This is a genomic window from Halolamina litorea, from assembly GCF_026616205.1.
Lineage (GTDB): Archaea > Halobacteriota > Halobacteria > Halobacteriales > Haloferacaceae > Halolamina > Halolamina litorea.
Genome location: NZ_JANHGR010000001.1, coordinates 1267004 through 1291627, shown reverse-complemented (window position 1 = coordinate 1291627; position 24624 = coordinate 1267004). Strand labels below are relative to the sequence as shown.

At 68.6% G+C, this 24624-nt stretch carries 25 protein-coding genes; 10 read left to right on the top strand and 15 right to left on the bottom strand.

Going from position 1 to position 24624, the window contains the following annotated elements:
* Positions 1–81 precede the first annotated feature (81 nt).
* Positions 82–1377, top strand: coding sequence for an MFS transporter (locus NO998_RS06730; protein ID WP_267646338.1), 1296 nt, complete (start codon positions 82–84; stop codon positions 1375–1377).
* 52 nt (positions 1378–1429) lie between these two features.
* Here NO998_RS06730 and NO998_RS06725 read toward each other — a convergent pair whose 3' ends face one another.
* From NO998_RS06725 to mce, 4 genes are all read right to left on the bottom strand, one after another.
* Complete coding sequence (locus NO998_RS06725; RefSeq protein WP_267646337.1) at positions 1430–1720, bottom strand: hypothetical protein; 291 nt, start codon at positions 1718–1720, stop codon at positions 1430–1432.
* 347 nt (positions 1721–2067) lie between these two features.
* The gene (locus NO998_RS06720) at positions 2068–3219 is read right to left on the bottom strand and encodes an acyl-CoA dehydrogenase family protein (RefSeq protein WP_267646336.1); all 1152 of its coding nucleotides are present in this window, start codon (positions 3217–3219) and stop codon (positions 2068–2070) included.
* A 69-nt stretch (positions 3220–3288) separates the two neighbouring features.
* Positions 3289–5643, bottom strand: coding sequence for an o-succinylbenzoate--CoA ligase (gene menE / locus NO998_RS06715; protein ID WP_267646335.1), 2355 nt, complete (start codon positions 5641–5643; stop codon positions 3289–3291).
* A 60-nt stretch (positions 5644–5703) separates the two neighbouring features.
* The gene (gene mce, locus NO998_RS06710) at positions 5704–6096 is read right to left on the bottom strand and encodes a methylmalonyl-CoA epimerase (RefSeq protein ID WP_267646334.1); all 393 of its coding nucleotides are present in this window, start codon (positions 6094–6096) and stop codon (positions 5704–5706) included.
* Between the two features lie 127 nt (positions 6097–6223).
* On the opposite strand from mce, the gene NO998_RS06705 reads away from it, so the two are divergent.
* Positions 6224–6538 carry a YbjQ family protein gene (locus NO998_RS06705; protein ID WP_267646333.1) on the top strand — a complete coding sequence of 105 codons (315 nt, stop codon included), beginning with the start codon at positions 6224–6226 and terminating at the stop codon, positions 6536–6538.
* 7 nt (positions 6539–6545) lie between these two features.
* Positions 6546–6881, top strand: a complete 336-nt coding sequence (locus NO998_RS06700; protein ID WP_267646332.1) for a hypothetical protein — start codon at positions 6546–6548, stop codon at positions 6879–6881.
* On the opposite strand, the gene NO998_RS06695 is transcribed toward NO998_RS06700, so the two are convergent.
* The gene (locus tag NO998_RS06695) at positions 6882–8567 is read right to left on the bottom strand and encodes an acyl-CoA mutase large subunit family protein (RefSeq protein ID WP_267646331.1); all 1686 of its coding nucleotides are present in this window, start codon (positions 8565–8567) and stop codon (positions 6882–6884) included. It abuts the gene before it with no gap.
* Positions 8568–8703: 136 nt separating this feature from the next.
* On the opposite strand from NO998_RS06695, the gene NO998_RS06690 reads away from it, so the two are divergent.
* Positions 8704–9159 carry a transporter gene (locus tag NO998_RS06690; RefSeq protein ID WP_267646330.1) on the top strand — a complete coding sequence of 152 codons (456 nt, stop codon included), beginning with the start codon at positions 8704–8706 and terminating at the stop codon, positions 9157–9159.
* A gap of 16 nt (positions 9160–9175) precedes the next feature.
* Here NO998_RS06690 and NO998_RS06685 read toward each other — a convergent pair whose 3' ends face one another.
* Positions 9176–10954 (bottom strand): BGTF surface domain-containing protein, encoded by a 1779-nt coding sequence (locus NO998_RS06685; protein ID WP_267646329.1) that lies wholly within the window; start codon positions 10952–10954, stop codon positions 9176–9178.
* A gap of 28 nt (positions 10955–10982) precedes the next feature.
* Positions 10983–11774, bottom strand: a complete 792-nt coding sequence (locus NO998_RS06680) for a creatininase family protein (protein WP_267646328.1) — start codon at positions 11772–11774, stop codon at positions 10983–10985.
* 160 nt (positions 11775–11934) lie between these two features.
* Between NO998_RS06680 and NO998_RS06675 the strand changes: the two genes are divergently transcribed.
* The 3 genes from NO998_RS06675 to NO998_RS06665 all read left to right on the top strand — a co-directional run bounded on the left by NO998_RS06675 (position 11935) and on the right by NO998_RS06665 (position 13649).
* Positions 11935–12363, top strand: coding sequence for a DUF2267 domain-containing protein (locus NO998_RS06675; RefSeq protein ID WP_267646327.1), 429 nt, complete (start codon positions 11935–11937; stop codon positions 12361–12363).
* Between the two features lie 175 nt (positions 12364–12538).
* The gene (locus tag NO998_RS06670; protein WP_267646326.1) at positions 12539–12913 is read left to right on the top strand and encodes a nascent polypeptide-associated complex protein; all 375 of its coding nucleotides are present in this window, start codon (positions 12539–12541) and stop codon (positions 12911–12913) included.
* Between the two features lie 4 nt (positions 12914–12917).
* Positions 12918–13649, top strand: a complete 732-nt coding sequence (locus NO998_RS06665) for a tRNA (adenine-N1)-methyltransferase (RefSeq protein WP_267646325.1) — start codon at positions 12918–12920, stop codon at positions 13647–13649.
* A gap of 48 nt (positions 13650–13697) precedes the next feature.
* On the opposite strand, the gene NO998_RS06660 is transcribed toward NO998_RS06665, so the two are convergent.
* The gene (locus tag NO998_RS06660) at positions 13698–14021 is read right to left on the bottom strand and encodes a transcription factor S (RefSeq protein WP_267646324.1); all 324 of its coding nucleotides are present in this window, start codon (positions 14019–14021) and stop codon (positions 13698–13700) included.
* Positions 14022–14256: 235 nt separating this feature from the next.
* Here NO998_RS06660 and NO998_RS06655 point away from each other — a divergent pair, with 235 nt between their 5' ends.
* The gene (locus NO998_RS06655) at positions 14257–14685 is read left to right on the top strand and encodes a DoxX family protein (protein ID WP_267646323.1); all 429 of its coding nucleotides are present in this window, start codon (positions 14257–14259) and stop codon (positions 14683–14685) included.
* Positions 14686–14838: 153 nt separating this feature from the next.
* The gene (locus NO998_RS06650) at positions 14839–16077 is read left to right on the top strand and encodes a cation:proton antiporter (protein WP_267646322.1); all 1239 of its coding nucleotides are present in this window, start codon (positions 14839–14841) and stop codon (positions 16075–16077) included.
* A 33-nt stretch (positions 16078–16110) separates the two neighbouring features.
* On the opposite strand, the gene NO998_RS06645 is transcribed toward NO998_RS06650, so the two are convergent.
* The gene (locus NO998_RS06645) at positions 16111–16614 is read right to left on the bottom strand and encodes a DUF21 domain-containing protein (RefSeq protein WP_267646321.1); all 504 of its coding nucleotides are present in this window, start codon (positions 16612–16614) and stop codon (positions 16111–16113) included.
* A gap of 140 nt (positions 16615–16754) precedes the next feature.
* On the opposite strand from NO998_RS06645, the gene mvaD reads away from it, so the two are divergent.
* Positions 16755–17753, top strand: a complete 999-nt coding sequence (gene mvaD / locus NO998_RS06640; protein WP_267646320.1) for a phosphomevalonate decarboxylase MvaD — start codon at positions 16755–16757, stop codon at positions 17751–17753.
* Here the strand turns inward: mvaD and NO998_RS06635 are convergent.
* The 6 genes from NO998_RS06635 to NO998_RS06610 form a co-directional block, all read right to left on the bottom strand.
* Entirely contained in the window at positions 17750–18070 is a 321-nt protein-coding gene (locus tag NO998_RS06635; protein ID WP_267646319.1) for a DUF8070 family membrane protein, read from the bottom strand. The genes mvaD and NO998_RS06635 overlap by 4 nt on opposite strands.
* 54 nt (positions 18071–18124) lie before the next feature.
* On the bottom strand, positions 18125–19189 hold the full coding sequence (locus tag NO998_RS06630; protein WP_267646318.1) for an ATP-NAD kinase family protein: 1065 nt from the start codon (positions 19187–19189) through the stop codon (positions 18125–18127).
* Positions 19190–19444: 255 nt separating this feature from the next.
* The gene (locus NO998_RS06625) at positions 19445–20128 is read right to left on the bottom strand and encodes a competence/damage-inducible protein A (protein ID WP_267646317.1); all 684 of its coding nucleotides are present in this window, start codon (positions 20126–20128) and stop codon (positions 19445–19447) included.
* 73 nt (positions 20129–20201) lie between these two features.
* Complete coding sequence (locus NO998_RS06620; RefSeq protein WP_267646316.1) at positions 20202–20834, bottom strand: class I SAM-dependent methyltransferase; 633 nt, start codon at positions 20832–20834, stop codon at positions 20202–20204.
* A gap of 18 nt (positions 20835–20852) precedes the next feature.
* Positions 20853–22952, bottom strand: coding sequence for a type II secretion system F family protein (locus tag NO998_RS06615; protein WP_267646315.1), 2100 nt, complete (start codon positions 22950–22952; stop codon positions 20853–20855).
* The gene (locus NO998_RS06610) at positions 22952–24607 is read right to left on the bottom strand and encodes a type II/IV secretion system ATPase subunit (protein ID WP_267646314.1); all 1656 of its coding nucleotides are present in this window, start codon (positions 24605–24607) and stop codon (positions 22952–22954) included. The genes NO998_RS06615 and NO998_RS06610 overlap by 1 nt, the downstream gene beginning before the upstream one ends.
* Positions 24608–24624: the final 17 nt, after the last annotated feature.

Here is a 24624-nt window from a genome sequence, read left to right as displayed (position 1 = left end):
GGCAGGCCCGCCCACCCCGCCGCGGTGCTCATCGCTCGCCGCAACCCTCAGGGATAAAGCCCGGCCTGCCGACGCCTCCCCGTGCGCCGCCCCTCGCTCGACGCCGTCCGCGGGTTCGACCGTGCGGTCTACATCGTCGCCGCCGGACAGCTACTCAACGTCTTCGGCGCCGGACTCGTCTACCCGTTCGCCACGATCCATTTCCACCTCGAAGTGGGTATCGCGCTCTCGCTGGTCGGCTTCGGCCTCCTCGTGCGGAACGTCGCCACCGCCGTCGCCACCACGGTCGGTGGCTACCTGGCGGACCGGATCGGCCGCAAGCCGGTGATGGTGGCGGCGATGGCCGGTAACGGGCTCACGCTCGCGGGCTACGCGTTCGTCCCCGCGATCGCGGCCGGGACGCCGCTGGACCTCGCCGGCGCGTTCGTCGGCGTCTCGGCGCTCTCGGGGGCGACGAACGGGCTCTACACGCCCGCCGGGCAGGCGTACGTCGCCGACCTCACCGACGGCGGCGAACGTGATCGCGCCTACTCCCTGCTGAAAGTCGGCAACAACGTCGGCTTCGGCACGGGGTTCGTCGTCGGTGGCGTGCTGTACGAGTGGGTGGAGGTCGCGGTGTTCGTCGCCGACGGCGTCACCTCGGCGCTGGTCGCCGTCGTCCTCCTGCTGCTGGTCCCGCGGATCCACGCCGGCCAGCCCGGCGTGGCGTTCCGGGACTCCGTCGGCGACTGGGGGAACGCGATCACCAAGCGCCGCGTGCTCGCCCTCGCAGCGCTCAACGGCGGCTTCGCAGTGCTGTATGCCCAGATGCAGACCACGGTCCCAATCGTCGCCGAGACGCAGTTGGGGCTCTCCTCGGCCGAAATAGGCACGCTCTACGTCCTCAATCCGCTGACGCTCGTCGTCCTCCAGATCCCGCTGGTCGCCGCCGTCTCGGGCTGGCGCCGCACTCGCGGGCTGACCCTCTCGACGGGCTTCTGGGCGGCGTCGATGCTCGCGGTCTGGGCGGTCTACCTGTTCGACTTCGGCCCCGCACCCGCGGGCCGGCACGCGCTGCTCGCCGTCGGCGTCGCCCTCGTCGGCGCCCACCTCGTCAGTCGGACGATCGGCGAGGTGCTGCACTCGCCGTTATCGACCTCGCTGATGAGCGCGCTGGGGAGCGACGGCGAGCGCGGCGCCCAACTCTCCGTGCTCGAAGTCGCCAAGCGCGGCGGGATGGGCGTCGGCTCCTTCGCCGGCGGGCTCTTCTTCGACTACGGGCTGGCAGCGTGGCTCTGGCCCGCGCTCGCGGGGATCTGTGGCCTGCTCGCGCTGGGGCTACTGGGGTTCGAGCGGACGTTGTCTGCAACGGAGAACGGGAGGGCAGTAACGGAGTAGCGAGTCAGGGGACGGTCACCGATAGACCGGGCAAGAACGCTGTTCGGCGTCGTCAGTCGACCGAGACGCTCGGGCCGACCGTCGGCGCCGGCACGTCGGCGCCCGCCGACTCGCCGACGTACCAGACGAGCGCCCAGATTCCCGGCGCGACGAGGGTCGCCGCGGTGAACAGCGCCGAGAGGAGGTCGCCTTGGGCGTAGTTCAGCCGCGCGAGGTTCGACCAGAACGCCGACCAGCCCACGAGGCCGACGACGACCGCCAGCGTCGTCAGGGCGGCGGCGACGCGGGCGGTGGCTGTCGACACGGTGCTCCGGACCGAATCGATCGTGGCGCTGTCGGGCATCACTGGCCACTCCAACGGCCGAGCCTTGTGAACCTTTGATAAATTTTTGCAGGAATCACGCGGCTAATCCGTCAGTAATCGAGCAAAAACTTGCTCGTCACCTGTCCGAACTGGAGAGGATTCGGCGCGTTCGGGGGGACGGCCGCTTCGGGCGGTGTCGACGCCGACGGGGTGCAAATAGACCCCGGGAGTCGTCGACGTGATTGGCTATCTCGAAACTACGGCGTTCGCTCCGACGCCCCGGCACGGGGCCGGGGCGGGTCGCGCGCCGTGGTTGGCTACACACAGCCGCGGCGTAGCTCCGAGCGACAGCCCGGAGGCTGCCGCCGGTCGTGTACCGCGACTGGCTATCGCGGCGTCTGTCGGTAGATCAGGTTGCGCTGGATCTCGTTGGCGCCCTCGTAGATCACGGGGATGCGGGCGTCGCGGTAGGCTCGCGCGATCCGCCGGTCCGTGAAGATGGAGCGGCCGCCGTGGAGCTGCATCCCGCGCTCGGCCACGTCGACGGCGGTCTCGGTCGCCTTCGTCTTCGCCATCGCCGCCCAGTAGCCGGCGCCGTCGTGGTTGGCGACCTGCTCTGCGGCGCGCCAGGTCAGCGAGCGGGCGGCTTGGAACTCCGTCTGCATGTCCGCAAGGATGTGCTGTACCGCCTGGAACTCGTTGATGGAGCGGCCGAACCCCTCGCGGTCGTGGACGAACGCCTCGGCCTCCTCGATGGCGGCGGCGGCGATGCCCAGCCCGTGGCCCGCGACGACGACGCGGCCGTGGTTGAAGAAGTCCGCGAGCGCGTAGAAGCCGCCGCCCTCGGCGCCGACGAGGTTCTCCTCGGGGATCCGGCAGTCGTCGAAGACGATGTGGCCCTGCTTGGACGCGCGCATCCCCATCTTCTCGGGGATGTGTTCGGCCTCGTAGCCCTCGGTGTCGGTCGGGACGATGAACAGCGAGTAGTTCGCGTAGCGGTCGTCGCGGTCGCCGGTCTTGGCGTAAACGGTGAGCCAGTCGGCCTCGACGGCGTTGCCGACCCAGTACTTCTCGCCGTTCAGGACGTACTCGTCGCCGTCCTTGTCGGCGGTGGTGGTCATCCCCGCGAGGTCGCTCCCGGTGTCGGGCTCCGAGACCGCGAGCCCGGAGATCTGGTCGTTCTGGGCGACCGGACGGAGGTACTCCTCGTGCTGCTCCTCGGTGCCGTACTGTTCGACGAGTTCACAGCCGAAGGAGGCGAGCATGAGCGTCAGCCCGATGCCGGCGTCGGCGCGGTAGAACTCCTCGGCGACGGCGAGCAGCTGTTCGAGGTCCCAGCCCCGCCCGCCCAGTTCCTCGGGCAGGTCGGCGGCGACCAGCCCCGCCTCCATCGCGGCTTCGAGCACGTCCCACGGGTACTCCCCGGCTTCGAACTTCTCGGCGGCGACGGGTTCGATCTCGGCTTCCGCGAACGCTCTGGCTTCCGCTTTCGCCTCGCGCGCGTGCTCGGGGACGATCCCCTCGTCGAGTAGGTCCATACCCCGGGGCTTGCTCGCCGACATCAAAAAGCCACCCAGAACTTCTCCGCCGTGGAGAGCCGTTTTTCGCTACCCCCCGTCGGCGTCGGGGTCCTCGTCGCCGCCGGACTCCGTAGAACGACCGGTCTCGTCGTCCGGGTCGGCCGCGTCGTCGCCAGTACCGTCGTCTTGCTCGGTTTCGCTCGCGTCAACCGCTGCCTCGGAATCGCCGTCGGTCGACTCCGACCCGCCCAAACCGCCCGAGCCGTCCAAGTCGTCCGAGCCATCCGAGTCGTCCGAATCGTCCGCTTCGGCTCCTTCATCCCCTTCATCACCTTCAGGTTCGTCGTCGCCGGCACGACTGTCACCGAAGCCGGTCAGCCGGCCGCTGCCGGGCGTCGAGTACTCCCGGCTCAGTTCCCGCGGGGAGAGTGCGGACCCACCCCGCCGCTCGTCGTCCGGGTCGGTCGATCCATCTTCGCCCGAGTCCGTGCGATCCGATCCCTCGTCGGTGTCGTTTCGCTCGGCGGCGTCGTTGATCGGCGCGGTCGAGTCGGGGTCGTCCGACGACTCCACGTCGACCCTCCGCCCGTCGTCGCCCTCGGGGTCGTCCCCGGACTCGTCCGACGAGTCGAGCAACGCCCGCGCGGAGTCCGTCTCCTCGTCGGTCGACTGCGCTTCCGTAGCCGGTTCGCGGTCGAACGTCGGCCGGTCATCCTTCCCGGCGTCGAGGATCGAGTCGGGCCGTTCATCCTCCCCGGTGGCGGCGGCAACGGAATCGTCGTCGATGTCGTCGGTCCCCGAAATCGGACTGCGTCCCGTCTCGTCCTCCACGGCGCCTGCTTCCCCGGTGTCGCCCCCCGAATCATCGTCCTCCCGAGCCACCGCGCGGACGCTGTCCGCGTCGGCGACGGCGCGGGCGTTGGGCTGCTCGCGCTCGATCGATTCGGTCGCCTCGTCGGTCAGCAGTGCTCTGACCGTCTCACGCTCGACGGTCCCCGAGACGGTCCGCGGGAGTTCCTCGGCGGTTCCGATCGTTCTCGGGAGTTTGAACCCCGCGAGGCGGTCACGCAGGAACGTCTCCAGTGCCGCCACGTCGATCCCCTCCCCGGTCGGGACGATCAGTGCGGCGACCCGCTCGCCCCACTCCTCGTCCTCGAGGCCGACGACGGCGGCGTCCTCGACGCCGGGGTGCTCCCGGATGGCGTCGACGACCTCGCCGGGGTCGACGTTCTCGCCGCCGCTGAGGATGCGGTCGTCGAGGCGGTTCAGCACGTACAGCCGGCCGCGGTCGTCGAACCGCCCCACGTCGCCGGTGTGGAGCCCGTAGGGGCCCATCGCCTCCCCGGTCGTCGCCGGATCGTCGTAGTAGCCTGGCGTCACGGTCGGCCCGCTGACGACCAACTCCCCGGTCGCTCCCTGCTCGACGGGGGTGCCGGCGCCGTCGACGACGGTCACGTCGGTCCAGAACAACGGCCGGCCGACCGATTCCGGGTGTTCGTACGCCTCCGTGTGGGTCGCCGTGGCGACCTGTGAGGCCGTCTCGGTCATCCCGTAGGTCGGACAGATCGGCACCGAGTAGTCCCGACAGCGCTCGATCAGTTCCGACGGACAGGGGGCGCCGCCGACCAGCGCGAACCGCAGGCTGTCGGGCAGGGTCCCCCGCGCCGAGAGCATCCGGCGCAGCATCGTCGGGACGAGCGAGACGCAGGTCGCCTCGTGATCCCGGATGTCGTCGACGGTGCCGCCGGGGTCGAAGCTCTCACGGACGATGACGGTGGTGCCGTACAGCGTCGAGCGGAGCACCGGCGCGATTCCGCCCATGTGGTGTAGCGAGAGCGGGACCAGCCAGCGGTCCTCGGGGTCGACCCCCAAGCGGAACGCGCTGGCGACGGCGCTCGCGAGGAGGTTCCCCATCGTCAGCCGGACGGCCTTCGCGTCGCCAGTCGTGCCGGAGGTAAAGAGCAGCAGTTGGGTGTCGGGGCGCTCCCAATCAGCGGGGGTGAACTCCGTCGCCCGGGCATCGGCGATGGGCGTCGCGTCGCTCCAGTCAGCGTCGTCGATGGTGAACACGTCGAGCCACGGATCGATCCGTTCGGCCCCGCCGCGGACCTGTGACTCGGTGGTGGCGTCACAGACGACCGCGTCCACGTCGGCCCGCTCGAAGCGCTCGGCCAACTCCGGCGGCGTGAACTCCGGTGGCAGCGGCACCAACACGGCACCCAGACGCATGGCGGCGTGGATCAGGCAGACCTCCTCGACGCCGGTTTCTAAGACCGCTCCGAGGTGGTCGCCCGCGGCGACGCCGAGCGCCGAGAGGCGCCCGGCCATCTCCTCGACCGTCTCGTCGAGCGTCGCGTAGGTCCACGAATTGCCCGAACTCGCGTTGACGAGGGCCTCCCGGTCGGGCGTCGTCCGCGCCCGGTGGGCCAGCCAGTCTTGCATGCTCGCTGAAGAGGGCCGCGGGTACTTGCCTCTTGGCACCGACGACGACCGTCGCCGCTGTCAGTGCTCGACGAACTCCACGAGCACGCCAGCGGTGTCTCTGGGGTGTAAGAAGGCGATATCGTGGCCCCACGCGCCGGGCCGTGGCTCGTCGTCGATGGCCTCGATACCGAGGTCGCGAGCGCGGTCGAGCGCCGCGGCGGCGTCGTCGGTGGCGAAGGCGACGTGGTGCAGGCCCGGGCCGTTCGCGTCGACGTAGTCCGCGATTGTACTCTCGTCGTCGAGGGGTTCGATCACCTCGACGTAGCCGTTGCCCAGGTCGACGAAGACGAAGCGCATGCCCCGCTCCTCGTCGGTCTCCTCGTGGACGATCTCGGCGTCCAGCAGGTCGGAAAACAGCGCGGCGGTCTCGGCGGCGTCCTCGGTGGCGACGCCGGCGTGATCGAACTCCATAGCGCCCGTGGGGTCGCGGTGGGGAAAAACGTAGGCCGTTCCGCCCCCGCACTTTCGCTCCCGGAACGGCGGTTCCCGTGGTCCGGCTGCCGACACGATTATGCTGTCGTCGCGCCCACATACGGTCATGCAGACCTCCACTACCGACTCGATCGCTGGCGAGGAGATCGCCGAGACCCTCGGGACTGTCCGGGGCAACACGGTCCGCGCCCGGAACGTCGGCCGGGACTTCACCCAGAGTTTGCGGAACATCGTCGGCGGCGAGATGAAGGCGTACACGGAACTCCTGTCTGACTCCCGCGAGCAGGCCGAGGAACGGATGATCGCCGAGGCCGAGGAGTTGGGCGCCGACGCGGTGGTGTCGATGCGCTTCGAGACCTCCGAGATCGCCGGCACGGGCGCGGAGATGCTGGCCTACGGGACAGCGGTGAAACTGGAGTAAGCCGCCCGTGTCCGAACGCAGCGAACGCATCCGACCGAAGTTGTTGGCCGGGGTTCTCGTGGTCATCGTCGTCGCCACGTACGTCGAGTTCGTCTGGCTCGGCTCCCCGACAGTGTACGACGTCGCCCTGTGGCTACTCGTCGTACCGCTACTGCTGTCGTTCGCCGTCTCCGGCGTGGAGGACCACCGGCTCTACCGGCCGCTCCTGTCGGCCGCTATCGCGGCCATCGGGGTCCTGCAGTACCTCGACGGCGAGTGGCGGATACTGGCCGCCGCGTTCGTACTCAGCGGTCTGTTCGGCCTGTTCGGCGAACTCAGGGACCGCGGTGGAAGTGGGACCTGATCAGACAGAGACGCCCTGCTGGTACTCGCCGAAGACGTCGCGGAAGACGTTACAGACCTCGCCGACCGTCGCCTTCGCCTTCACGGCGTCGACGATGTACGGCATGACGTTCTCCTCGCCCTCGGCCGCGTCGCGGAGTTCCGTCAGCGCGGCGTCGACGGCGTCGTCGTCGCGCTCCGCCCGCAGCGCTTCCAGTCCGTCGACTTGTCGCTGCTCGTCCTCCTCGGAGATGGACTCCAACTCCATCTCGGGTTCGGCGTCCTCGACCTCGAACTCGTTGACGCCGACGATGATCCGCTCGCCGTCCTCGATCTCCTCCTGTCGCTCGAAGGCGACCTCCTGAATCTGTCGCTGGACCCACTGGTCCTCGATGGCGCCGCGCATCCCGCCGCGCTCGTCGACGTCGTCGAGGATGTCGAAGGCGTCCTCCTCGATCCCGTCGGTCAGGCTCTCGACGTAGTAGCTCCCCGCGAGCGGGTCGATGGTGTCTGCGGCGCCGGACTCGTGGGCGAGGATCTGCTGGGTCCGCAGGGCCGTTCGGACGGATTTCTCGGTGGGCAGCGCGAGCGCCTCGTCTTTCCCGTTGGTGTGGAGGCTCTGGGTGCCGCCCAGTACCGCCGCCATCGCCTGATACGCGACGCGGACGACGTTGTTCTCGATCTGCTGGGCCGTGAGGGTTGAGCCGCCGGTCTGGGTGTGGAACTTCAGCTGTTTGGACTTGGGGTTCTCGGCGTCGAATCGCTCTTCCATGATCTTCGCCCACATCCGTCGGGCCGCGCGGAACTTCGCGGCCTCCTCGAAGACGTTGTTGTGGGCGTTGAAGAAAAAGGAGAGTTGCGGGGCGAACTCGTCCACGTCGAGGCCGGCGTCGATGGCCGCCTCGACGTACTCGATCCCGTTGCCGAGCGTGAACGCGACCTCCTGTGCGGCCGTGGAGCCGGCCTCGCGGATGTGGTACCCCGAGATGGAGATGGTGTTGAAGTTCGGCACCTCGTCGGCACAGAACTCGAAGATGTCCGTGATGAGTCGCATCGACGACTCGGGCGGGTAGATGTAGGTGTTGCGCGCGGCGTACTCCTTCAGCACGTCGTTCTGGATGGTCCCACGGAGCTCCTCGCGGTCGACGCCCTGCTCGTCGCCGACGGCGATGTAGAGCGCGAGCAGCACGCTCGCGGGGGCGTTGATCGTCATCGAGGTCGACACCTCGTCCAGCGGGATACCCTCGAAGACGGTCTTCATGTCCTCGATGGAGTCGATGGCGACCCCCGAGCGCCCGACCTCCCCTTCGGCCATCGCGGCGTCGGAGTCGTGGCCCATCTGCGTGGGCAGGTCGAACGCCATCGAGAGGCCGGTCTGACCCTGATCGAGCAGGTAGTGGAAGCGTTCGTTGGTCTCGCTGGCGGTTCCCATGCCGGCGTACTGGCGCATCGTCCAGAGTCGGCCACGGTGCATCGTCGAGTAGACCCCGCGGGTGTAGGGCTCCTCGCCGGGGAAGCCGAGGTCCTCGTCGTAGTCGAGGTCGGCCACGTCGTCGGGAGTGTAGAGCGCGTCCACCTCCTGGCCGCCGGTGTCGGTCGTGAACGTCTCTTCGCGCTCGCCGAACCGATCGACGGTGGGGCCGTAGGTCTCGGCCTCCCACTCCTCTTTCCCCTCGCGAATCTCGGCGAGGTCCGCCTCGTCGAACATAGCCCCGAATCGGAGCGGTTCGGACTTAAACGTGGAGGGGATGGCGGCGGCCGCCGGGACGCTCCGGCGGCGCCGTCGGTCGCACTTCGGTACCGGAGTCACCCGCCTTTATCGGGGGTCCGACCGAGGCTCCGATATGGCACTCATCGATACGACGTTCAGCATGCTGCACGTGCTGTTCGCCGGGCTCTGGACCGGGGCGACGATCTTCTACGCGTGGCGGATCCACCCGCTGCTCGTCGACGGCAACATCGGCGCCGCGCCGACGATGTCGATCACGACGGGGCTCCAGTGGCTCACCCGGATCGGCGCGCTCGTCTTCGTCGCCACCGGCGGGCACATGGCGGGGACGAGGTACGGCGACGGGCGACTGTTCAGCGACCCGATGGGTCACGCCGTCCTCGGCATGCTCGCCCTCTGGTTGGTCGTGACCGCCCTGATGGAGGTCTCGATGGGCCGGATCCAGAGCGAACTCGACACGGGTCGCATTCAGACTGCCGGCCGCGAGAACGAGACGCTCGTCCGTGCGGCCGCGGCGTTCTCGGTCGTCCTGCTCTTCCTCGGCGGCTACCTCGCCCAGCCGCTGGTCTGATCTGACACGCGCCTCCTCACCTTTCTCTCGACGCCAGTCCACCACCGATCAGCGCCAGCAGCGCCGCGTGGACACCGAGCCCCGGGACACGGGTTCGCGTCGGCGTTTCAGCGACCGACGGTGTCTCCGGTGTCGTCCGGCTAGCGGTCGGCGAGGTAGTCGGTGAGGGCGAGAGTGGGGGAGTCGCTGTCGGGTTAGCTGTCGGCGTCAGGGTGACCGTGGGCGTCGGCGTCGTCGTCGACCGGGCGACGACGCTCGCGTTCGCGTGGAGGGCGCCGTTGAACCGGATCGACCGAACGACGACCCGTTCGCCCGGTGCCCGCGCGCTCAGGTCGAACGTCGCGCTCCAGCGCCCGTCCGACCCAACCCTCGCGGTGGTCCGCCGCTCGAACCCCGGAGTCGCGTTCTCGACCGACGACACGGCGACGCGGAACGTCGTCCCGGGAGCGTAGGTGGTGTTCCCCGAGAGCGTGACGTTCTCGCCCGGGGTGACCGTCCGATCCGCCGGACTGAGACTCGCGCCCCCCTCGACGAAGCCGAACTCGCGGACGGTCTCGTTCGGCGCGTCGACGAGTCGGTCGTCGGTCACCGCGAACCGGACCGCATAGCGGTCGCCGGCTCTGGGTTCCGCCTGACAGGCACCGTTCGGGGCGCCGTCGGCGTCGAACTCGGTGGTCGACGCGCGGAGGAGCAGCGTCGATCGGTTCGCGTCCAGTGTCGGGTCCGTCTCGCCGAGTACCAACTCCCGCCGAGCACAACTCGGGGTCGGGTTGGTCTGCTCGACCTCGAGGCGGAGCGCCGACGACGCCGCGGCCGCACCGAGGCCGCCGTAGGCGTCGACGATCCCTTCGACCGCTGGCCCGCGGAGGTCGAGGACCGTCCAGTCGGACATGGCGACTGCGTCGTCCGGCCCCGTCGGACCGGCAACGTCGCTCGCCGCCGAACGGGGGAGCGACGCGGGAGCGGCGGCGAGGGAGACGTTCTGGGCCGGCGGCTCCCCACGCTCGCCGATAGTGAGTGTGCTGAAGCTTGCTCGCTCCGGAACCGTCTCCGAGTCGTTCCCCGACCACACCGTGAGTCGGTAGACCCCTGGCGCGAGCAAGGTCGGTCGTTCGGACTGGTTCACCACGCGGACCTGGTCGCTCGCGTTCCCCGCGTCGACGACGTTCAGGGAGTCGTTCCCCGCCGCGAAGGTGTTGAAGCGAACCGTCACGCGGTCGTCGCCGCCGTCGGCGAACGCGACCGTCGCTCGGTAGCCGGCGTCCCCGCTGCCGACGACCAGCGTCCCGTGATCCTCGGGGCCGGGCGTGTCGATCGTGATCTCGGCGATCCCACCGCGCCCCGTCGCCGAGTTCGCGACCGTGAAGGTGTAGCCGACGGAGAAGACCGTCACCGAAGCCGTCGCCGTCTCACCGTCGTCCCCGCGGACGGTGAGGTTGTACACGCCGGGACGTTTCTCGGCGAACTCCGCACGGAACGACGCGCCGTCTCCGGGAACCGTGTACTCAGCTTCCCGGTCACGGGTGCCGACGAGGCCGTCGCCGCCGAGGATTCCCACGAGGGTGTCAGCCGGTACGGGCTGACCGTCCCGCGTCGCCGTGATTCTGACGGTGTTCGCGTCGGTGTCGATATCGAGTGTCGTCGTCGATCCGCTCTGCCCGTTCGTGACCGTGTCGTCGGAGAAGCCGCCGTCGATGGCCGGGACTGGGCGGGCGTCGACGGCCGCCGCGGTGGCCGAGGCCGCCGGCGCGAACAGGAGGAGGGTGACCAGAAGGACCGTTCGGGGTCGGAACACGTTGTTCCGGGATTGTCCTGTCGGCAGTTTATTGTTTCGTACCAGTCGGGGCGCCGACGTGTTCGCGGGGCATGAGGTGCTCGAACCGCTGGTCGGCGAGCCACTCACCCAACTGGACCAGTTCGTCACAGGCGGCCTCGAAGATGCGCTCGCCTTTCTCGGCGCTGGCGTCGGTCGGGTCGCCGAAGGCGCCGTTGCCGGAGTTCTCGACCGTGTCGTAGTGGACCCGCGCGCCGTGGCGGGTGTGGCCCGCGCTGCCGAGGTCGGTCAGGCCGCCGTCGCGGGCGTTCTCGAACTCCTCGGCCTTGACCGTCTCCGGGTCGAGGTGCAGCAGCATCGAGGTCTCCTTCGGGCCGGCGTGGGGACCGTTGGTCTCGAAGACCTCGTCGACCAACTCCGGGATCGACTCGTCCCACATCCACGGCGTCGCGAACGCGGTCCCGTCGGCGCGCAGGCGCCGGCCAACTTCCCGGAGGTGCTGTTTGTTGCCGCCGTGGGCGTTGACGAACACCACGCGGTCGATACCGTGGTAGGTGAGGTTCCGAGTGAAGTCCTCCACGTAGTCCCGGAACGAGGCGGGCGAGACCCACATCGTGCCGTGGAACTGTCGGTGGTGGTCGCTGACGCCGATGTTCACCGGCGGCGTACAGACGAACCCGGTTCGCTCGGCGGCCGCACGGGCCAACCCCTGTGCGATCACGTGGTCGGTCGAGAGCGGGAGGTGCGGGCCGTGCTGTTCTGTCGACCCGAGCGGGACGAACGCCACGGGGCCGGCGTCGGCGGTCGCGATGTCGGGCCACGTGTGGTCGGCGAGGTACATACGCGGTCGAGGAGCGGCGGGAACCTAAAGCCACCTTCGCCGGCGAACACCGTCGCCGGGACCGGCTGCCCGAGGCAGTTTCTCGGCGTCGACGCCGTCGATGCCTACCCAGCGTAGCCGGCAGCTAACTTTGCGAGTCCGTCACCAACTGCCCGGAACGATGAACTTCGACGAGTTCACCGGCGAGATACAGCACCGACTCGAACTGCCCGGAACCGGCGAGGCGGTGCGGGCGACGCGGGCAACGCTGATGACGCTCGGCCAGCGCATCCCTGAGGGGAACGCGGAGGACCTCGCCGCGTCGCTCCCGATGGAGATCAAGTGGTACATGACCGGCGCGGTCCACGACCACGGTCAGCGGTTCGACTGGTCCGAGTTCGTCGACCGCGTGAGCGAAATCGAGGGCGTCGAGGGGCAGGAGGCGGCCTACCACTCGCAGGTCGTCATGGACCTCGTCGCCTCGCTGGTACCCCAGTCGGACCTCAGACAGCTCCGCGACGCGCTGCCGGAGAGCGAGGCGGACGAGGACTGGGGGAAGCTGTTCGGCGTGATCGACTCGGGCGGTTGGGAGGCGCGATCCCAGCAGTAGCGCGGTCGTCTTCCTTCCCAACGACCCCGAGAGCCTGCTCGATCGGGTCCGCGCCGAGACCGTCGACGAGCGGGTCCCGACGGCCGTCGACGCCGACTGAGGGACTCGGTGGTCGATGCCACCGCTCAGCGGCCTCTTCGCCACGCTTTTGACGCCTGACCACCGACTCTTACCCATGTTTGGAGGCGGCGGACTGAACCCGCGCAAGATGCAGCAGATGATGAAGCAGATGGGCATCGACGTCGAGGAGCTCGACGCCGAGGAAGTGATCATCCGGACCGGCGACGAGGAGCTCTACTTCGACGGCGCGCAGGTCACCAAGATGGACGCACAGGGCCAGGAGACCTACCAGATCGTCGGCGAGCCGTCCGTCCGGGAGACGGGCGACGCCGAAGCGATCGAGGAGGCAGACGAGGGAGACGACAGCGGCATCCCGGACGCCGACGTGGAGATCGTCGCTCAGCGAGCGGGCGTCACCGAGTCCACGGCCCGGAAGACCCTCGAGGAGAACGACGGTGACCTCGCGGCGGCCGTCTCGGAGCTGGAGTAAGCCGGTGGGTGCGTTTCTGCTGGTTCACGGCGACCGTGAGTACGTACGCCGTCCGGGCGAGGAACTCCAGACCGACCTCGGTGTGCTCGACGTGCCGGAGGACGTGAGCCACGGCGACGAACTGGAGACCCACCTCGGCGAGCCCTTCACCGTCCGGAAGCTTCGGGGCCCGGACCTGTTCGAGCACTTCGAGCGCACCGGCGCGCCGATGATGCCCCGCGACGCCGGGTTGGTGATGGGCCACACCGGCGCCGGCGGCGGCGACCGGGTCCTCGACGCCGGCACCGGGACTGGCGTGCTGACCGCCTACCTCGCCCGCGCCGGCGCCGATGTCACGACCTACGAGACCGACGCCGAGTTCGCGGAGGTCGCTCGCAGCAACATGGAACTGGGCGGGGTCGCCGACCGCGTCGACGTCAGAACGGGCGACGTGACCGAACACCTCGACGAACTGGTCGAGGAGGAACCCTTCGACGTGCTCACGCTCGACACCGGTGACTCGCCGGTCGTCGTCGAGCGCGCCCCGGAACTCCTGACCACCGGCGGGTTCGTCGCGGTTTACTCGCCGTTCGTGGAGTCAGTCCGGGAGACCGTCGAGGCCGCCCGCGACGGGATGACCGACATCCGGACGTTCGAGACGATCCAGCGCCGGATGGACGTGGGCGACCGCGGCACCCGGCCGTCGACGGCCGGCGTCGGCCACACGGGCTACCTCACGTTCGCGAGAAAGGAGTAGTCGTCACCGGTCGGGAGCCGAACTGCCGAAAAGGGGTTTTCTACGGTCTCAGTGGTCGTCCTCGCGCCACTTGTGGCCGCACTCCGTACAGGTGAAAAAGCGCGTCTCGGACTCGTCGGCCGAGCGGATCTGCTTCATCTCGTAGCTGGCACGGTCGTGGCCACACTCCGGACAGCGGACCTTCGTGGTCGGTCCCATCGCCTCCTCACCGACGTCGGACATGTCGACGATCTCGCTCTCCTCCTGTTCCTGTTCGGTGGTCATGCCGGACTCCTCGGCCTCGTTCCGGGACTCGGTGGCGCCACAGCTGCCACAGACCCACTGGTCGTCTTCGGCTTTCATCATCGATCCGCACTCGTCGCAGAACTTCATTGACCGCACCGTAGCGTCCCACCCGGTTTAAGCGGCGGGGTTCGGGTCGGCCCGGCCTCGACGACCCGGTCCCGACGCCCCGGTCTCGATGGAGGCGATCGGCCAGTAACACCGTCGTAACCCGGTGACTCGGGGGTTCGCGAGCGTTGAAGTAGATCCTTCCCCTGGGTAGTATCGTGACGCAACCAGACACACTCACCGAATCGTCCACGACCGCCGCCACGGGGGGTCGCCGATGAGCCTGCTCCAGACCGTGACCCTCGACGGCGCCGCCGGCACCATCTTCCTCCTGACCCGACTCGTGTTCGGCCTCGTGCTCGCGTTCATGGGCCTGAACCACTTCATGGACATCGAGGGGATGTCCGGCTACGCCGCCGCGAAGGGGATCCCCGCGCCGGAGTTCGGCGTGATCGCTTCCGGCGTCATGCTGATCCTCGGCGGCCTCGGCATCGCCGCCGGCGTCTACCCCGTGATCGCGGCGGGTGCGCTCGTCACCTTCTTCCTCGTGGCGACGCCGACGATCCACGACTTCTGGAACGCCGAGGACACCCAGGGTGAGATGACCCACTTCCTGAAGAACGCCGCCCTGCTCGGCGGGTCGCTCGCGTTCCTCGCGCTCGGTGGCACCGAGTGGCCGCTGGCGCTCAACGTCGGCGTCTTCTGAGACCGCCGATCGCTCCCTGAATCCGTCGTTTTCTCACTCGTTCGTTCACGAACTGTCCGTGAGAGCCGCCACACCTCCGGGAGTCGTCGACTTCGACGACGTGACGCCCGGGTCACACTCTTAAGGCGATCCTCTGAGTGATCCCGGTATCCGATGGCACTGGAGTTTCACTTCGTCCTCGTCCTCCTGTTGGTGTACGGGACGAGCTATCTGTTCAAGTTCCTCGAGAACTACGACATCCCGATCCTGTTGGTGGAGATCATCGCCGGGATCGTCTTCGGATCGGTGTTCGGCGTCGTCGACGAGAGCATCGCCGGCTGGGAGTTCTTCACGACGCTCGCGGCGTTCGGCTTGCTCGTGATCATGTTCGAAGCGGGGCTCGAGTTGGACCCCGAGCCGGTGCTGGAGCGACCCAAGACGGTCGGGTTCATGGCGATACTGACGTTCCTGCTCCCGTTCCTCGCCGGCTTCGGCTTCGGCCAGGTGCTCGGGCTGAACTTCTTCGCCTCGTTCTTGATCGGCGTCACGCTCTCGACGACCTCGCTCGGGCTCGTCTACCCGCTGCTCGAGGACTTCGGCTACCTCGACACCGAGCGCGGCCAACTGATCCTCGCGGTCACGGTTCTCTGTGACATTCTCTCGGTCGTCGCACTCGCCTACGGGATCACGCTGACCTCCGACAACCGCGTCCGTGGGACGATCATCGTCACCGGCGCGCTGTTGTTCTTCTTCATCGTCGTCCCGGTGTTCCTCGTCGACTACATCGGGCGGATCATCCCGGAGTCGATCAAGACCAACCCGGTGAAGTTCTCGATCTTCTTCGCGCTGGCGCTGGCGTTCGCCTTCGAGTACATCGGCGTCCACGCAATCCTCGGGGCGTTCTTCGCCGGGCTGATCATCGCCCAATCGACGGAGGACCGTAGCGGCTTCGACATCGAGAAGAACATGAAGCCGGTCGCTGACTTGGTGACGCCGGTGTTCTTCTTCTACGTGGGGATGCAGGCGGCGATCCCGGAGGTCACCCCCTACAACATGCTGATGCTCGGCGGCGTGCTGTTCATCGGGATCGGCTCGAAGATCATCGGCGGCGTCGTCGGTGGGATGGCCCTCGGCCTTGAGGGCCAGACGACGAAGCTGCTGGCCTCCGTGATGCCCGGACAGCTCGCGATGTCGGTCGCGGCGGCCGCCATCGGCCTCAACCGCGGGATCATCGAGCCGAACCTCTACAACTCCCTGATCGTGCTCGCGGCGTCGTCGGTGTTCGTCTCCTCGATCCTGTTCCGGCACTTCTCGGAGCGGGACCGCCGGCAGAACGGCACCACCCGGATCGACGACACGCCGTTCGAGACGAGCCGGTTCGAGTGGGCCGGCTCCGGCTCCGACCGCCTGTAGGACGCCGAGCCGCCGGCCGTTGGCGGCCGGTTCCTACTCGATGTAGGGGCGCTCGATGTCCTCCTCGCCGTCGATGAACCCGCTGATCACGCGGCTCACCCAGTCGAACACCGTGATCAGCGGCGAGAGCAGCCGTTCGACGAGCGAGATGGCGGGCGCGACCGTGAGCGACCACTCGGCGGCGTTGCTCAGCCCGTAAGCCTTCGGGACGATCTCGCCGAAGACCAGCACGAGCGTACTCGTGAGCACGGTCGCCGCGACGACGGCGGCACCCGGGTCGAGCGCTCGGGCGACGATCACCGTAATGATGCTCGATATCGCGACGTTGACCACGTTGTTCCCCACCAGTAGCGTCACCAGCAGCCGGTGGGGGTCCGAACGGAGCGCCGCGAGAACGTGTTCGTTCCCACCCTCGTCGGCGGTGTCGGACTCCACCGGCAGCGAGAAGATCGCGATCTCGGAACTGGAGAAGAAGGCGCTACACGCGAGCAACACGAGCGTCGCCACGGCACCGCCGATGACGATGGGATCGACCATACGGTCCCTCCCGTCCGGGCGTTCATCAAGCCGGCGGCGACTCCCGGAGCGCCGGGCCGTCGACGCCGAGGGCGACGACAGCATCGACGCGGACCCGCACCGACACGTCTAACCCGAGGCGCCGAGCAATCCCGACAGAGATGTCCCACAAAGCCACCGCGCGGGCCCACCCCATTCAGGGCCTCGTGAAGTACCACGGGATGCGCGACACGGAGCTTCGCCTCCCCTACCACGACTCGATCAGCGTCTGTACCGCCCCCTCGAACACGACGACGACCGTCGAGTTCCTCCCCGATGCCGGCGACGACACCTACATCATCGACGGCGAGGGCGTCGACGGCCGCGGCGCCGAACGCATCCGCCACGTGCTCGATCACGTCCGCGACCTCGCGGGCATCGACCACGCGGTCCGAATGGAGAGCGAGAACTCCTTCCCCTCGAACGTCGGCTTCGGCTCCTCCTCCTCGGGCTTCGCAGCGCTGGCGATGGCCGCCAGCGAAGCCGCCGGGATGGACCTCACCCGGCCCGAGATCTCGACGATCGCCCGCCGCGGCTCGTCGTCGGCGGCCCGCGCGGTCACGGGCGCCTACTCCGACCTCTCGGCCGGGCTGAACGACAAGGACTGCCGGTCCCACCGCCTCCCGACGGGCGAGGGCGAGGACGGGTTCGACCCCGAGGAGGACCTCCGGATCGTCACCGCGCTCGTCCCCGCCTACAAGGAGACCGAGGAGGCCCACAAGGAAGCAGAGGCGAGCCACATGTTCGACGCACGGCTCGCGCACGTGCAGGACCAGCTCGTCGAGATGCGCGACGCGCTCCGCGAGGGGAGCTTCCACCGCATCTTCGGCACCGCGGAACACGACTCGCTCTCGCTGACGGCGACGACGATGACCGGGCCCTCTGGCTGGGTCTACTGGAAGCCCGAGACCATCGCCGTGTTCAACGCCGTCCGCGAACTGCGCGAGACCGGCGTCCCGGTCTACTTCTCGACGGACACCGGCGCCTCGGTGTACGTCAACACGACCGCGGAGTACGCCGACGTGGTCGAGGAGAAAGTCGCCGAGACGGGCGTCGAGACGGAAGTCTGGGAGATCGGCGGGCCCGCCGAACTGCTGGATGAAAGCGACGCGCTGTTCTAACCGGCGACCACCGTCATCCCGCCGAACGAGAGCACGGCGAGGCCGACGCCGTAGCAGGCCAGGATCAGGTCCGTCGGCAGTTGTCGCCGGAACCGGGCGTTGACACGCGGTACGTCGTCGCCGGCACCGGGGCCGACGTGGTTGGGTCGCACGTCCCGTACGCCGAAGCCGAAGAGCAGGCAGACGAACCCGCCGAGCATCAGCGCGAACAGCGCGGGCTCGCTGCCCGTCACCAGCGCTACCAGCGTGACCGTGAGCCCCGCGGCGGCGGCGACGCCGTAGAGGAGGACACCGCGTGCGAGTGGCTGCCAATCCATGCACGAGAGACTGTCGGTCAGTAAGTAAGTGTTCGGGCGCGGATAGGTTCCGCGCTATACCAGCTTCATCATCCGCGTCTCGAACTTCCCGACGCGGACCTTCCACCAACCCTGTAGCTCCTCGTCCAGTTCCGGGTCGTCCGTGTCGGCCCGGAGCACGCTTACACCGTCCAGTTTCGCCCGCGAGGCGACGATGGTCACGTCACACTGCCGGATCACGTCGGGCGAGAGTTGTGGGTTCCCGCGGCCGAAGACGAACCCTTGGCCGCCGATGGGGGAGACGACGATGACGTTGTCGTCGCCAAGCGCGTCGAGGATCTCCGCTTCGGTGGCGTCCTTGGCGACCACCTCGCCGTCGCGCCACACGTCGACGCCGATCGGCGAGCCCGCGAAGCCCAGTTCGTCCTTGATCGTCCCGACCGTCGAGCCCGGGCCGAGAACGTAGGTCCGCTCCGGTTCGGCGCGGATGTCGTCGGCGACGCCCGCCGCGAGCGCCTCGACGGTGCCGCCGCCGAGCTGTTTGGAGGACTGCATCGCCTCGGCGACGGGCACCCGCGCGACCGCCCGGAGTTCGGGGTTGACCTCGCCCTCGCGGTATTCGTCCTCGTTGATGTCCATGACCTCCCGGCGCTCGGTGCGCTCGTAGCTCGCGAGGATGTAGGCGGCGTCCTCCGGCGAGACGGCGAACACCGAGGAGTAGACCTTCACGCCCGCCGGGATCCCGAGCATCGGCGTGTCGGTCCCTTCGAGGGCTTCGGCCACGTCCGCGGCGGTGCCGTCGCCGCCGACGAACAGCACCAGATCGACGCCGGCGTCGAGGAAGGCGTCGACGGCGGCGCGGGTGTCGGCCGACCTCGTTTCGTCGGCATCGGGTTCGCCGAGTACGTCGGGTTCGTAGCCCGCCGCACGGACCGCCGACTCGCCCATCGGGTCGCCCCACGTGGAGATCTCGGCGTCGGGCAGTCGCTCGGCGAGTTCGGCGAGCGCGCGTTCGGCGCGCTGTGGGGCGCGGGGTTCGGCGCCGCGTTCGCGGGCCTCCGCGACCTTCCCGTCGGTCCCTTTCAGGCCGACGCGGCCACCCATACCCGCGATGGGGTTGAGGACGAAGCCAACGTGCATACGGGCCGTTGGCGGGGCGGTGGGAAAACGGGTCCGGAGACGGCGACACGGTCCGGGGCGGCGCCGTCGACGGCGTGTGACCGTGACGGGGGCACGAAGAAGACCACCAAAGCTAAGCGCCGGTCGGTCCAATCGCGGGCTATGCTTCAGACCTCCGTCGAGGGTGTCTCGCTCGATCCCGCGCTGACCGGCGGCGTCGCACTCCTGTTGTCGGTCGCGTTCGTCGTGGCGTGGACGATGGCGTTCTACCGCTAGTCAAGCTTCGACGCGCTCGTCGAGCCACTCGGCCGCGCGGCGGGCCTCGCTGGGCTCGGTCGCGGTCACTTTCAGCGTCACCGACTCCCCCGGGTAGGAGCCGACGCTGACCTCGAAGCGCTCCTGTACCTCCGAGAGCCGGTCGAGCAGCGCGCTCTCTGGCTCGCTGGTCTCGACGCTCTCGACGTAGGTGCGCTCGCCCTCGAACTCCTCGGCGACGCCGGCGAACATCGCGTGCATCTCGTCGGGCACGCCGGGGAACACGTAACAGGACTCCACGACGGCGCCCGGCGCAACACCCTCGGTGTTGTGGAGCGGCCGCGCGTCGACGGGGAGTTCGGCTGTGCCGGTCGCCAGGTCGTCTGCCGCGTAGCCGCCTTCCGCCTCCAGCCACGCGAGAGCCTCCTCGTTCGGCGCTACCTCGCGGCCGAATGCGGCGGCGACGGCGTCCATCGTGACGTCGTCGTGGGTCGGGCCGAGGCCGCCGGTGACCAGCACGGCGTCGTACTCGGCGTGGTACTCGTTGACGACGCGGGCGATGTCGCTCACGCGGTCCGGGACGGTGGTGACCCGTTCCACGTCGACGCCGCGGTCGTCGAGGGTCCCACAGAGCCACGTCGCGTTGGTGTTCTCGGTGTCGCCGGTGAGCAGTTCGTCGCCGACGGTCACGATGGCGGCATCCATTACCCGGGCGTAGGCGCGAGCGGGCCAAAAGCCCGACGGCGGCGGTGGGCTCCCGTCGCTCCGTCGACGCCGATCAGGCCGAGACCACCGCGTAACAGTTCCCGCTCGAAAGCTCCCACTCCAGTAGCTCCAGATCGCTGTCTTCCAGGTCGCGTTCGAACTCCTCGGGGTCGTAGACGTGGTAGAACCGCCCCACCGTCTCGCCGCCGGGCAGGGTCCAGTCCACCTCCGTGTCCAGTCCCGAGCCGTCGGTATCCTCGTCGTCGAACGTCGAGTGTTCGGTGCTCCACGCGCTCACGAGCGCACGGCCGCCCGGCACGAGGGTGCGAGACAGTTCGTTCAGGCTGGCCAGTCGCCGCTCGCGGGGCCGCAGGTGGTGGAGCGTGGCGACGTAGACCGCGAGGTCGACGGTGTCGGTCCGCAGCGGGATCGCCGCGGCGTCGCCGGCGACGAGGTCCGGGTCGAACCCGCGTTCGGCGGCGCGGCTCGCGGCTTCGGCGAGCAGCCCCGTGCTTGCGTCGACGCCGACGACGCGGTCGGCGTGGGACGCGAGGGTCTCGGCGTGACGGCCGTTCCCGCAGCCCAGGTCGAGTGCGAGGTCACCCGAGCGCCCCTCGAGGAACGACTCGATCTCGGGCCAGGCGTACTCGCGGGTCTTCGAGAAGTGCGCGGCGATGCGGTCGTAGGTGTGGCCGGCGTGGGTCATGGCTGGATCGAGGGGTGGCTACAGGAAGACGAACGCGATGACGGTCAGGGTCAACAGGACGACGACGTGTTTGGCGCCGTCGGAGAGCGATCCCTCGCCCAGTTGGCCCGCGACGAGCCCCGAGAAGACCGCCTGCATCACGGCGGCGTGGAAGAACAACAGCGTGTAGGCGGCCGTATCGACGGTCCCGAGGCCGCTGAACACGCCGCCCGTGACCCCGCCGGGGACGCCGCCGCTCCCGACGCCGCCGAGCTCCGCGTTGTCGATCGCCGGGATGAACGACGAGGAGAGCGCGAACACGATCCCGATGAAGACGAAAAAGGAGATGTAGATCACCATCATGTACGTCAGCATCTCCTGTCGTCGCTCGCGTTGGAGCCGACGGCTCGCCCGGGCCTCGTCGGCGGCGATCTCCAGAACGGGGGCGATCTCGCCGCTGGCGGCCATCGCGTTCGTGATCAGCACCGTCGCCCGGGTCATCATCGGCGAGTCGATCCGGCGCTCCATCCGGCGGAACGCCGCCCGCACGTCGGCGCCCCAGCGGACGTCCTGCCAGGCACGCTGGAGTTCGGGGGTCATGGCGTCGAGGTCGGACCGGGTGAGTCGCTCCATGCTCTGGACGATGCTGACGCCGGCGTCGTTGATGCTCGCCAGCCGGTCGATGAAGTCCGGGATCACCTTCTCGATCGCCCGTACCCGTCGTTTGTGGATCTCGTACAGGAGCGCGAACACGCCGGTTCCGAACAGCGTCGCCTCGACGAGCGGCGTGTCGATTGTTCGCAGCGCCGCGAGCGGGGCGATCGGGATCGAACCACTCCGGAGGCCGACCCAAACCAAGCCGACCGGGACGGTGAGGACGAAGCTGTACTCGGGGTTCCGCAGGACGAGTTCGCCGGGGCTCCGGAGCCAGCCGAGCACCGACTCGAAGCGGTCGTAGGCGGCGAGGCGCTCGCGGCTGGCCCCCCAGCCGTCGTCGACCGTCGACGCCTCGACGCCGCCGTCAGTGACCGGGTCGTCGACGTCGGTGACGCCGCTGATTTCGATCGACGGGATCTCGTCGCGTTCGCCGCCCAGTGTGCCGCTGATCGTCTTAGTGGTGCTGTTGATGTAGGCGATGAAGGCCACGCTCGCCAGCGGGATGCCGAGGTAGACCACGACCCGCAACAGCGCCAGCGTGTCCTGCAACACCAGCCCGATCACGACGAGGATGGTGATGAAAAACAGCGGGCCGGCGACGAACACCGTGACGTACGCCTCGGCGAACGTCGACAGCAAGTCGAGGTACTGGCGCTGCTGGGCCTCCGCCTCCTCCTGATAGCGGTCGTACTGGCCCTTGAGGAAGTTCGAGAGCGACTGGCCCGACCCCAGAACCGACGCGAGGTTCTCGCCGAACTCCTCCAGGCTCTCGCTGGGTGTCCGACTGGCCATGCGGTCGAGCGCGCTCAGCACGTCGGTGCCGAACGTGTTCATGTCCCGGACCGCGACGCCGATTTCGACGGCGGCCTCCCCGTACACCTCTCGGTTCCGTGTCAGGGTGTCCAGGATCGCCGGGAACGCCATCCCCGACCGCGAGAGCGCGTAGACGAAGGCGATCGTTCGGGGGAGGGTGGCCTCGATCGCCGTCGCTCGCGTGTCGGCGCGCTCGTCCAGCATCGCCCACCGGAAGTAGTAGACGCCGAACGCCAGCGCGGTGCCGACGGTCGCGCTGAAGACGAACACTAGCGTGAACAGCTCCGTGAGCGCAAGTTCGGTCACCTGAGTGAGGTCCGAGAGGAACCCCAGCGCGGCCGGTAGCTGTGCTCGGACCGCCTCGCCGCTGACCTGGAGCACGAACAGGAGCGCGGCGGCGCCGTAGACGCCGAAGATGCTACCGCTGACTCCCAGCAGGAGGCTGTACAGCAGCGTCCGTGCGGCGTAGACACGGTGGGTCGTCTCGACGTGGGCCGCCCGCAGTCGGGACTGCTGGTCCTGTTTCCGCGGGCTCTCGTTGGCGACGTACTCCCCGAACAGCGAGAGCGCGGCCCGGGAGACGAGCAGTCGGGTCGGGCGACTCACCTGCTCGAGCGCCAACGGGAGCACGACCGCGACGGCGAGTAGGAGCGGCAGAACCCAGAGCATCACTCCACCGCGTCGGCGAGGTCGTCACCCGCCGAGAGGTCGACGTCGGCGGCCTCGACGCGCTCCATCACCCGCTCGGGGTGGGCGTAGTACTCGTTGATCAGCGCCGTGAACGCCCGGTAGTCGGTGATACCGCGCTTCTGGAGGAACTCGAGGAACCGCTCGCGGTTGCGGACCTCTTCGAGCAGTTCCGACCGACTCCACCCTCGCTCGTCCTGTATCTCGTCGAGTAGCGACGAGTCCTGTCGACGGACGGTGTCGGTGTCGGCCTCCCACCGGAACGACGCGGAGTAGTCGAGTTCGCCGGTACGCTGGTCGATGCCCCCGATCTCGCCGATGGTCTTGGCGCGGCGGACGCGCTCCTCGCCCTTCCGGGTCAGCACCTGAATGGAGATCATGTCGAGGCTCTGGACCATCGCCCGCGGGACGTTGATCGGCTCGTTCTCCAAGCGGTTGATGACCGTCTGGATGGAGTCGGCGTGCATCGTCGAGAACGTCGTGTGGCCGGTGTTCATCGCCTGAAACAGCGTCACGGCCTCCTCCCCGCGGACCTCGCCGACGACGATGTACTCCGGCCGGTGGCGCAGCGCCGAGCGCAGCAGGTCGTACATGTCGATGTCGGTCCCCTCGTCGAGTCGTTCCCGGGTGACCGAGGAGAGCCAGTTGTCGTGGTACAGCGAGAGTTCGCGGGTGTCCTCGATGGTGAGCACCTTCGCCCGCGGCGGGATGAACATGGAGACGGCGTTCATCGAGGTGGTCTTCCCCGACGCCGTCCCGCCGGCGAAGATGAGCGACTTGTTGTGCTCGATGCAGAGCCAGAAGTACGCCATCTCGCCGATAGTGAACGTCTCGTAGTTGATCAGGTCGATGGGTGTGAACGGCTCCTCGGCGTACTGTCGGATGGTGAACGCCGACCCGCGGGGGGTGACCTCCTCGCCGAGGGCGAGTTCCGCACGCGAGCCGTCGGGGAGCGTTGTCTCCACGATGGGGTCGCCGACGGAGATGTGGCGGCCGGACTGCTGGGCCAGCCGGATGACGTAGTTGTCGAGGGCCTCGGCCTCGAAGACGACGTTCGTCTCGATGTCGGTGTAGTCGTCGTGGTAGACGAAGATTGGGAGGTCGTAGCCGTCACACGAGATGTCCTCGATGTGGTTGTCGTTGAGCAGCGGGTCGACCTTCCCGAACCCGCGGAAGTCCCGGACGAGGTAGTAGAGCAGGGAGTGGAACGTCCCCATGTCCGCCTCGACGCCGTACTGTTCGAGCAGCCCCGAGAGCTCCTCCCGGAGGGTCTCCTCGTCGGCGTCGGTCTGGGAGGCGCGGTAGAGCAGCGGGTCGCGGATGTCCTCGACGACACGGCGCAGCAACAGCGTCTCGAACTCGTCGAGGTCCGGTTCGACGGCGTGGTACATGTGCTCGCTGGCGTCGGGGTCGTGGGTGATGACGACGTAGGCGTAGGGGGCGTTGACCCAGTAGCGGTCGACCTCCTCGTGGCCCTCGGGTACCTCGAAGACGGCGAGGGGGCCGTCCTCGCCGGGGCGGAACGGCCGGGTCTCGAGTTCGGAGCCCCGAAGCATCTCCACGGTTCGGGAGATCCGGCGCCTGAGGTCCGATAGCGTGTCTCCGAAGTCGGACCCGTCGATAAGCTCCCCCGACATGCCGTAGTTGTCTGGGC